This window comes from Streptomyces sp. NPDC055078, assembly GCF_053607985.1.
Genome location: NZ_JBSGUP010000004.1, coordinates 36,113 through 44,478, shown reverse-complemented (window position 1 = coordinate 44,478; position 8,366 = coordinate 36,113). Strand labels below are relative to the sequence as shown.

The 8,366-nt window shown below is 70.4% G+C and carries 7 protein-coding genes, 1 pseudogene and 1 riboswitch; of the genes and pseudogenes, 7 read left to right on the top strand and 1 reads right to left on the bottom strand.

All coding sequences use genetic code 11. The annotated features are described in order from the left end of the window. The 5 genes and pseudogenes from ACWF94_RS01070 to ACWF94_RS01050 form a co-directional block, all read left to right on the top strand. A pseudogene (locus ACWF94_RS01070) lies at positions 1-121 on the top strand (flavodoxin-dependent (E)-4-hydroxy-3-methylbut-2-enyl-diphosphate synthase); the annotation flags it as partial. A gap of 97 nt (positions 122-218) precedes the next feature. Next, positions 219-2,093: a 1-deoxy-D-xylulose-5-phosphate synthase gene (gene dxs, locus ACWF94_RS01065; protein WP_453483434.1), complete on the top strand. Its 1,875-nt coding sequence runs from the start codon at positions 219-221 to the stop codon at positions 2,091-2,093. Positions 2,094-2,098: 5 nt separating this feature from the next. Beyond that, positions 2,099-3,622 carry an aspartate aminotransferase family protein gene (locus ACWF94_RS01060; protein ID WP_453483433.1) on the top strand — a complete coding sequence of 508 codons (1,524 nt, stop codon included), beginning with the start codon at positions 2,099-2,101 and terminating at the stop codon, positions 3,620-3,622. A gap of 104 nt (positions 3,623-3,726) precedes the next feature. Then, the gene (locus ACWF94_RS01055) at positions 3,727-4,347 is read left to right on the top strand and encodes an XRE family transcriptional regulator (RefSeq protein WP_453483431.1); all 621 of its coding nucleotides are present in this window, start codon (positions 3,727-3,729) and stop codon (positions 4,345-4,347) included. A gap of 149 nt (positions 4,348-4,496) precedes the next feature. After that, complete coding sequence (locus ACWF94_RS01050; RefSeq protein ID WP_453483447.1) at positions 4,497-4,676, top strand: DUF6126 family protein; 180 nt, start codon at positions 4,497-4,499, stop codon at positions 4,674-4,676. 85 nt (positions 4,677-4,761) lie between these two features. Here ACWF94_RS01050 and ACWF94_RS01045 read toward each other — a convergent pair whose 3' ends face one another. Then, positions 4,762-5,574: a tyrosine-protein phosphatase gene (locus ACWF94_RS01045; RefSeq protein ID WP_453483429.1), complete on the bottom strand. Its 813-nt coding sequence runs from the start codon at positions 5,572-5,574 to the stop codon at positions 4,762-4,764. 588 nt (positions 5,575-6,162) lie between these two features. Beyond that, a riboswitch (cyclic di-AMP (ydaO/yuaA leader) is annotated at positions 6,163-6,326 on the top strand. Between the two features lie 3 nt (positions 6,327-6,329). Between ACWF94_RS01045 and ACWF94_RS01040 the strand changes: the two genes are divergently transcribed. Next, complete coding sequence (locus ACWF94_RS01040; protein WP_453483427.1) at positions 6,330-7,352, top strand: LysM peptidoglycan-binding domain-containing M23 family metallopeptidase; 1,023 nt, start codon at positions 6,330-6,332, stop codon at positions 7,350-7,352. A gap of 214 nt (positions 7,353-7,566) precedes the next feature. Next, a complete protein-coding gene (locus ACWF94_RS01035) occupies positions 7,567-8,364 on the top strand; it encodes an SGNH/GDSL hydrolase family protein (RefSeq protein ID WP_453483425.1) in 798 nt (265 codons plus the stop codon). The last annotated feature ends 2 nt before the right edge of the window (positions 8,365-8,366 follow it).

Genomic DNA, 8,366 nt, shown 5'->3' with positions numbered 1-8,366 from the left:
CATCAAGACGGTGCCCGAGTCGAAGATCGTGGAGACCCTCATCGACGAGGCCATGAAGATCGCCGAACAGATGGAGGAAGCGGGGGTGTCGTCGGGCCGGCCCGCCGTCACCGTGAGCTGAGCCGAAGCGGACTCCGAGAGCCTGCCCGGGGCCGTCGCCGCGGGCAGGCCCGAGTCCGTCACCGTGAGCCGAATCAGCAAGGGAAGGGGGTCCGACCGTGACCGTTTTGGAGACCATCCGGGGGCCGCGCGATCTCAGGGCGCTGACCGACGCGGAACTCACCGAACTCGCGGAGGACATAAGAGAGTTTCTGATCAGAGCGGTGGCCAGAACGGGAGGCCACCTCGGTCCCAATCTGGGCGTGGTCGAGCTGACCATCGCCCTGCACCGCGTCTTCGACTCGCCCGCCGACCGCATCCTCTGGGACACCGGCCACCAGAGCTATGTGCACAAGCTCCTCACCGGCCGCCAGGACTTCTCCAAACTGCGCGGCAAGGGCGGCCTCTCCGGCTATCCCTCCCGGGAGGAGTCCGACCACGACATCATCGAGAACTCCCACGCATCCACCGTCCTCGGCTGGGCCGACGGCCTCGCCAAGGCGCATCAGGTACTCGGCCGAAGCGACCATGTCGTCGCCGTCATCGGCGACGGGGCGCTGACCGGCGGGATGGCCTGGGAGGCGCTGAACAACATCGCCGCCGCCAAGGACCGCCCGCTGATCATCGTCGTCAACGACAACGAGCGCTCGTACGCGCCGACGATCGGCGGCCTCGCCAACCACCTCGCCACCCTCCGTACCACCGACGGCTACGAGCGCTTCCTCGCCTGGGGCAAGGACGTCCTCAACCACACCCCCGTCGTCGGCAGGCCGCTGTACGAATCCCTGCACGGCGCCAAGAAGGGGTTCAAGGACGCCTTCGCGCCCCAGGGGATGTTCGAGGATCTGGGCCTGAAGTATCTGGGTCCCATCGACGGACACGACACGGCGGCCGTCGAGTCCGCGCTGCGCCGGGCCAAGCGGTTCCACGGCCCGGTCCTCGTCCACTGCCTCACCGAGAAGGGGCGCGGCTATCAGCCGGCCCTGGAGGACGACGCCGACCGGTTCCACGCCGTCGGTGCGATGGACCCGCTGACCTGCGCACCGCTCAACCCGGCGGGCGGGCCCTCCTGGACCTCCGTCTTCGGCGCGGAGATCGCCGAGATCGGGGCCGAGCGGCCCGATGTCGTGGCCATCACCGCGGCCATGCTGCACCCGGTCGGACTGACCCGGTTCGCCGAACGCTTCCCCGACCGGGTCTGGGACGTCGGCATCGCCGAGCAGCACGCCGCGGTCTGCGCCGCCGGTCTCGCCACCGCCGGCCTCCACCCGGTCGTCGCGGTGTACGCGACGTTCCTCAACCGCGCGTTCGACCAGGTGCTGCTGGATGTCGCCCTGCACAAGTGCGGAGTGACGTTCGTCCTGGACCGCGCGGGCATCACCGGCACCGACGGCCCCTCGCACAACGGCATGTGGGACATGTCCATCCTCCAGGTCGTCCCCGGCCTGCGGATCGCGGCACCCCGCGACGCCGAACGGCTGCGGGAGGAACTGCGCGAGGCCGTCGACGTGGACGACGCGCCGACCGTACTGCGCTTCCCCAAGGAGTCGGTCGGCCCGCCGGTGGCGTCGATCGGCCGGATCGGCACGATGGACGTCCTGCGCCGGACGCCCGACGCCGAGGTGCTGCTGGTGTCGGTGGGCGCGCTGGCGTCCGTCTGCCTCCAGGCCGCGGAACTGCTGGAGGGGCGCGGAATCCGCTGTACCGTCATCGACCCCCGCTGGGTCAAGCCGCTGGACGAGCAGCTCCCCCCGCTCGCCTCGACCCATCGGCTGGTCGCCGTGGTGGAGGACAACAGCCGCAACGGCGGTGTCGGATCGGCCGTCGGCCAGGCGCTGCGCGACGCGGATGTCGATGTGCCGCTGCGGACGTTCGGCATCCCCGAACAGTTCCTCGCCCACGCCAAACGCGGCGAGGTGCTCGCCGACATCGGGCTGACCCCGGTGGAGATCGCGGGGCGGATCAGCGCAGCCGTCGCCGCCAAGGAGAGCTGAGGAAGATGACGGAGAGCGCCGAGGGCCTCGGGCCGTCCGAGGAGGTCCAGAGCCAAGGCCAGCGGGCCGAGGCCCTCGGCCCGCCCGGACCGGCCCAGGGCTTCGACCTGCCCGGACCGGGCCAGGACCGCGGCCTGCCCCGGCCGGTCCAGGGCTTCGACCTGCCGGGACTGCTCGCCGAGCGCGGCGGGGAACGCTACGAGCTGCACGCCCGGTACCTCAATCACCAACTGCCGCGCGTGCTGCACACCATCGGCTTCGACAAGGTCTACGAGCGGGCCGAGGGCGCGTACTTCTGGGACGCGGACGGCCGGGACTATCTGGATATGCTCGCGGGCTTCGGCGTGATGGGCCTCGGCCGCCACCACCCCGTCGTACGCAAGGCACTGCACGATGTCCTCGACGCCTCGCTCGCCGACCTCACCCGCTTCGACTGCCAGCCGCTGCCGGGCCTGCTGGCCGAGAAACTGCTGGCCCACAGCCCTCATCTGGACCGGGTGTTCTTCGGCAACAGCGGTACGGAGGCGGTGGAGACCGCCCTGAAGTTCGCCCGGTACGCCACCGGCCGGCCGCGGGTCCTGTACTGCGACCACGCCTTCCACGGGCTGACCACCGGATCGCTCTCCGTCAACGGCGAGTCCGGCTTCCGGGACGGCTTCGCGCCCCTGCTGCCCGACACCGCCGTCCCGCTCGGCGATCCGGCCGCCCTGGAGCGCGAGCTGCGGCGGGGCGATGTGGCGGCCCTGGTGGTGGAGCCGATCCAGGGCAAGGGGGTGCACCGGGCCCCGCCCGGCTATCTGCGCGCCGCCCAGGAACTGCTGCACCGGCACAAGGCGCTGCTGATCGCCGACGAGGTGCAGACCGGGCTCGGCAGGACCGGTGACTTCTACGCCTACCAGCACGAACCCGGGGTGGAACCGGATCTGGTCTGTGTCGCCAAGGCGCTCTCGGGCGGCTATGTGCCGGTCGGCGCCACCCTCGGCAAGGACTGGATCTTCAAGAAGGTCTACTCCTCGATGGACCGCGTCCTGGTGCACTCGGCGAGCTTCGGCTCCAACGCCCAGGCGATGGCGGCCGGACTCGCGGTGCTCTCCGTGATCGAGGACGAGAAGCTCGTCGCGCACGCCCGCACCATGGGAGAGCTGCTGCGCGGACGGCTGGCCGCGCTCGTCGACCGCTATGAGTTCCTGTACGAGGTGCGCGGGCGCGGACTGATGATCGGCATCGAGTTCGGGCGGCCGGACTCGCTCAAGCTGCGCAGCCGCTGGACCATGCTGCAAGCGGCCCGCAAGGGTCTCTTCGCCCAGATGGTCGTGGTGCCCCTGCTGGAGAAGCACCGCATCCTCACCCAGGTCTCCGGCGACGAGCTGGAAGTGATCAAACTGATTCCGCCGCTGACGATCGGCGAACGGGAGGTGGACCGGTTCGTCACGGCCTTCACGGCGGTGATGGACGACGCCCATGCCGGGGGCGGACTGATGTGGGACTTCGGCAAAACCCTGATCAAACAGGCCGTCGCCAACCGCTGACGGACGTCGGCAGGCCGCTGGCCAGGTCTGTCACCGACTTCTGCGGTTTTTGCCTCTGAGGTACGAAATTTGCCTCAGAGGCATTTCCCTGGCGCAATGGACGTATGCAGAGTCCTCCCGGGGGCCACCCCCCGGACCTCCGATCTCCCGCCGGAGAACTGCCGGCGGACCTGCCGCACGTCGCGCCCCGGCTGCGGGATCTGCGCCGGCGGCGCGGTCTCACCCTGGAGGCTGCCGCCCAGCGCGCCGGCCTTTCACCCGCGCATCTGTCCCGGCTGGAGACCGGCCGCCGACAGCCGTCGCTGCCGATGCTGCTGAGCCTTGCCAGGATCTACGGTACGACAATCGCCGAGCTGCTGGGCGAGCTGTCGCCCGAGCGCGACCCCGTGATCCGGGCCGGCCGCCGGGAGCCCGCGGCGGCCGACGGCTGGACGTACCACCAGGTGGGATCCCCCGGCAAGGCCATGCAGGCCCTGCGGCTGCTCGTGCCGTACGGCGCCCAGGGCGATCTGGTCCGGGTGCATCCGGGCGAGGAGTGGCTGTACGTCCTGGACGGGCGGCTGCGGCTCACCCTGGGGGAGGCGGTGCACGACCTGGGTCCCGGGGACAGCGCGCACTTCGACTCGCTCACGCCCCACCGGATCGCCGCCGCCACCCGTGACGGCGCCGAGATGCTCTTCGTCCACACCCTGCTCCAGAGCCCCGACGTCCACCCGCACGCCTGAACACGGTGCCCTCCGTGACACCGGAACGCCCCGCAGATGAGAGGACCGCCATGTCAGAGAACCCCGTCGTGCCGGACGGTGCGGCTCCGCCCGCGAAGGCCGAGGGCGAGACGCCGGACAGGACTCCGGACGGGACCCCGGACCGGACCCTGAGCAGGACCTCGGACCGGACCCCGGGCGAGGCCCCGGACCGGACCCCGGGCAAGGCACCGGGCAAGGAGGAGTCCAAGTTCCCCAGAGGCATGGTGATCCGGCTCTTCGCCTACCTCGTCGCGGGCCATGTGTTCGCGGGCTTCCTCTATCTGCTGTTCGAGATGGGCGCCAAGTAGGCGGGTCACGCGGACGGCCCGCTCCGGGCGAGCCACGCGGACCGCACCGTACTCAACCGCCCCACCCGCCCCCTTCGGCCCGGCGTCAGCCCGCGTCGAGGAGCCGGTCCCGCAGCCGTTCGCGTGTCCCGGAGCTGATTCCCAGCCCCTCCGCGAGATAGCGGTCGGTGGTGCCCCACAGCCGCTCGATCGTCTCGAAGGCCGCGCGCAGATAGTCCGCGCGCGCGTCGAAGAGCGGGCTCAGCAGCTCCATGACCTCCGGCGACATCCCCGCCGGGGAGTTGTCCGCGCGGCGCACCAGATAGCGGCGGTGCGGATCATTGGACTTCAGATAGTCCGCCTCGATCGCGTCCCGCTCCACCCCCACCGCCAGCAGTGACACGGCTATGGACAGCCCCGCGCGGTCCTTGCCCGCCGCGCAGTGCATCAGCGCGGGCACACTGTCCGCCGCGAGCGCGTGCACGATCCGGCTGTGATCGTCCGTACGGTGCTCGATCATCGCGCGGTACGACGCCGCCATCCGGTCCGCGGCCTGGCCGTCCGACAGGATCGACCTCAGCTCGTCGAGATCGCCCTCCCGGACCATCTTCCAGAATTCCGCCCCGTCGGCCGGGTCACTGAGCGGCAGATTCATATTCCGTACGCCGGGCAGCGCCACATCCGGGCCCTCCAGCCGGATATCGGCGGCATTGCGGAAGTCGAAGATCGTGTGCAGCCCCAGCGCGGCCAGAAAGGCGGCGTCGCTCTCCGTCGCGTTGGCCAGATGACCGCTCCGGAAGAGCTGTCCGTGCCGCACCCGCCGTCCGTCCACGGTCGGCAGCCCGCCCACGTCGCGGAAGTTGCGAACCCCGGTCAGCTCGGGTTCGGTCGACGGGACCTGCGGCAGCTGCTGCGTCACGTGGACTCCTGAAGGTCACTGCCGTCGGCGCTCCTCGCCGACGATGGCGTGTTCCCGACGATACGACATCGGTTCCCCCGGGCAACCACTCCTGCGGCGGGACCGTCTCAGGGGGACAGGGGGAGCCGTGCCGGGCGTCGTCACGGGTCTGCGCGGGGGCGCGGCAGGGGGCGCGCACCGTCCGCGGCGCTCTTCACCGCGTACGCGCGCGGCATGGCCGGATCGCGCGCACCGCACTCGCCGACGACGTCGGACCCACAGCTGATCCAGTGGTGAGGTGCCCGCTAATCAATGGATACGCAGGCTTCTGACCGAATTGGGCTATTCGATATAACGTGCCCCATCTATAGGGGAGATGGGGCACGGCTCGTGAGCAGGATCATAGTGGTGACGGTGTGTGGCGGGTGACGGTGCGGGAATTCCGACGCCGGACCGGAAGTTGAGGTTCCGCGTTCCACGGAGTGTGACCAGAAATTCCCGGATGCAATCCCGTACCTCAATGATCGGAAAAGGGAACGGGTTGTTCCGGTCCTTGGAACTCGCTTACGGTCACGGCACTCCGGGCGGATCGCCTAGTCCTGCCGCCGACCGGAATCCGCACCCATCATCCACGCGTGGCAGGAGCGGGGGACCCAGTCAGTACGCCGATCCCTTGGTCCGGGACGGCTCGGGGTGAAGTCGCACAGTCGTGCGGCCGGGCAGCTCCAGCCCGAACCCGACAGCTCACCTCGCAGGCGCCGGAGAGGAAATGCGTCATGCCCGCACAGGGTAAGCACCGCCGTCCCAAGGTCGGCACCATCACGCGCGGCACCATCACCCGTGGCATCGTCGCCGCGAGCGCCGGCGGCGCCGTCATCGCTCTTCCGCTGCTGGGCGCGACCGGCGCCCACGCCGTGGAGCGTTCGGCCCCGGCCACCGCCCCGGCCGCCGTCTCCGCCGCGGCCGTTGCCTCCGCGAACGCCCCGGCCGCCCCTGCCGCGCAGCAGGCCGCAGCTCCCACCGTCTATCGCGTTGTCGCCGGTGACTATCTGTCGAAGATCGCCGATGAACACGACCTGAGCGGCGGCTGGCAGAAGCTCTACGCGGACAACCGTGAGGCAGTCGGCGACAACCCCTCCCTGATCCACCCGGGTCTCAAGCTCACGCTCGGCGCCCCGGCGGAGGGCAAGGCCGAGCCGAAGGCGGAGACCCGTCCGGAGAGCAAGGACCGGCCGTCGCGCGACGACTCCCGTGACTCCGCGCCGGAGACCGCCGAGCAGGCCCCGGCCGCGCAGTCCGCCGCCGAATCCACGCCGTCGGCCGAGCCCGCTCCCGAGGCCGAGCCCGCCCCCGAGCCCGCTCCGGCGGAGCAGCCGGCCCAGTCCAGTGGCTCCGGCTACACCACCCCGCTCGCCGGTGCCGGTGTCACCACCTCGTACCGCGCCTCCGGCGCCATGTGGTCCAGCGGCTACCACACCGGGGTCGACTTCGCGGCCGGCACCGGTACCGGCGTCCGGTCCGTCGGCCCGGGCACCGTGGTCTCCGCGGGCTGGAGCGGTGCGTACGGCAACGAGGTCGTCATCAAGCACACCGACGGCAAGTACTCGCAGTACGCCCACCTCTCCTCTCTCTCCGTCTCCGCGGGGCAGAGCGTGAGCGGCGGCCAGCAGATCGGCCTCTCCGGCTCGACCGGCAACTCCAGCGGACCGCACCTGCACTTCGAGGTCCGCACCGGTCCCGGCTACGGCTCGGACATCGACCCCGTGGCGTATCTGCGCCAGCACGGCGTCTCCCTCTGAGTCTTGATCGCTGAAGTCCCGGTCGCTGATTCCCGATACGGCTGAGTCCCGATCGATCCGGACGCGTTCGGCATCCTCGAATCCCCTCGTACCGCCCCGGTGGTACGAGGGGATTCGGCTATTCCCGAGCGATCGACATTTCCCGGTGGTAAAAGTCACGCCCCGTCAACCCCTCCCTACGGTCGCGTAGGTCACATCCGTACGGGAAAAATAAGTGCTTGTGGCAGACGAACCGAGAAAAGGAAGCAAGGGCGGAATCACGTCATATGCGGCGATCGGTGACAGTTTCACCGAGGGCGTCGGCGACCCGGGGCCGGACGGGACGTACGTCGGCTGGGCGGACCGGTTCGCGGTTCTGCTCGCCGACCGCACACCGGATCACACCTTCCGTTACGCCAATCTCGCCGTACGCGGCCGTCTCCTCGACCAGATCGTCGCGGATCAGGTGCCGAGGGCGAGGGAACTCGCCCCGGACCTGGTGTCGTTCTGCGCCGGGGGCAATGACATCATCCGGCCGGGCAGCGATCCCGACGATGTGGCCGAGCGGTTCGAGCGCGCGGTCGCCGATCTCACCGCCGCGGTCGGCACGGTCCTGGTGACCACCGGTTTCGACACCCGCGATGTCCCGGTGCTGCGCCATCTGCGCGGCAGGATCGCCACCTACACCGCGCATGTACGGGCCATCGCCGACCGCTACGGCTGCCCCGTACTCGACCTGTGGTCGTTGAAGTCGGTCCAGGACAGACGGGCCTGGGACGCCGACCGGCTGCATCTGTCCCCCGAGGGGCACACCCGGGTCGCGCTGCGCGCCGGACAGGTCCTCGGGCTCGCCGTACCCGCCGATCCGGACCAGCCGTGGCCGCCGCTCCCGCCGCGAGGCGCGATGGAAGTACGGCGCGACGACATCCACTGGGCGCGTGAGCACCTGGTGCCCTGGATCGGCCGCCGGCTGCGCGGTGAGAGTTCGGGGGACCATGCGGCGGCCAAGCGGCCGGATCTGCTGCCGCTCTGACC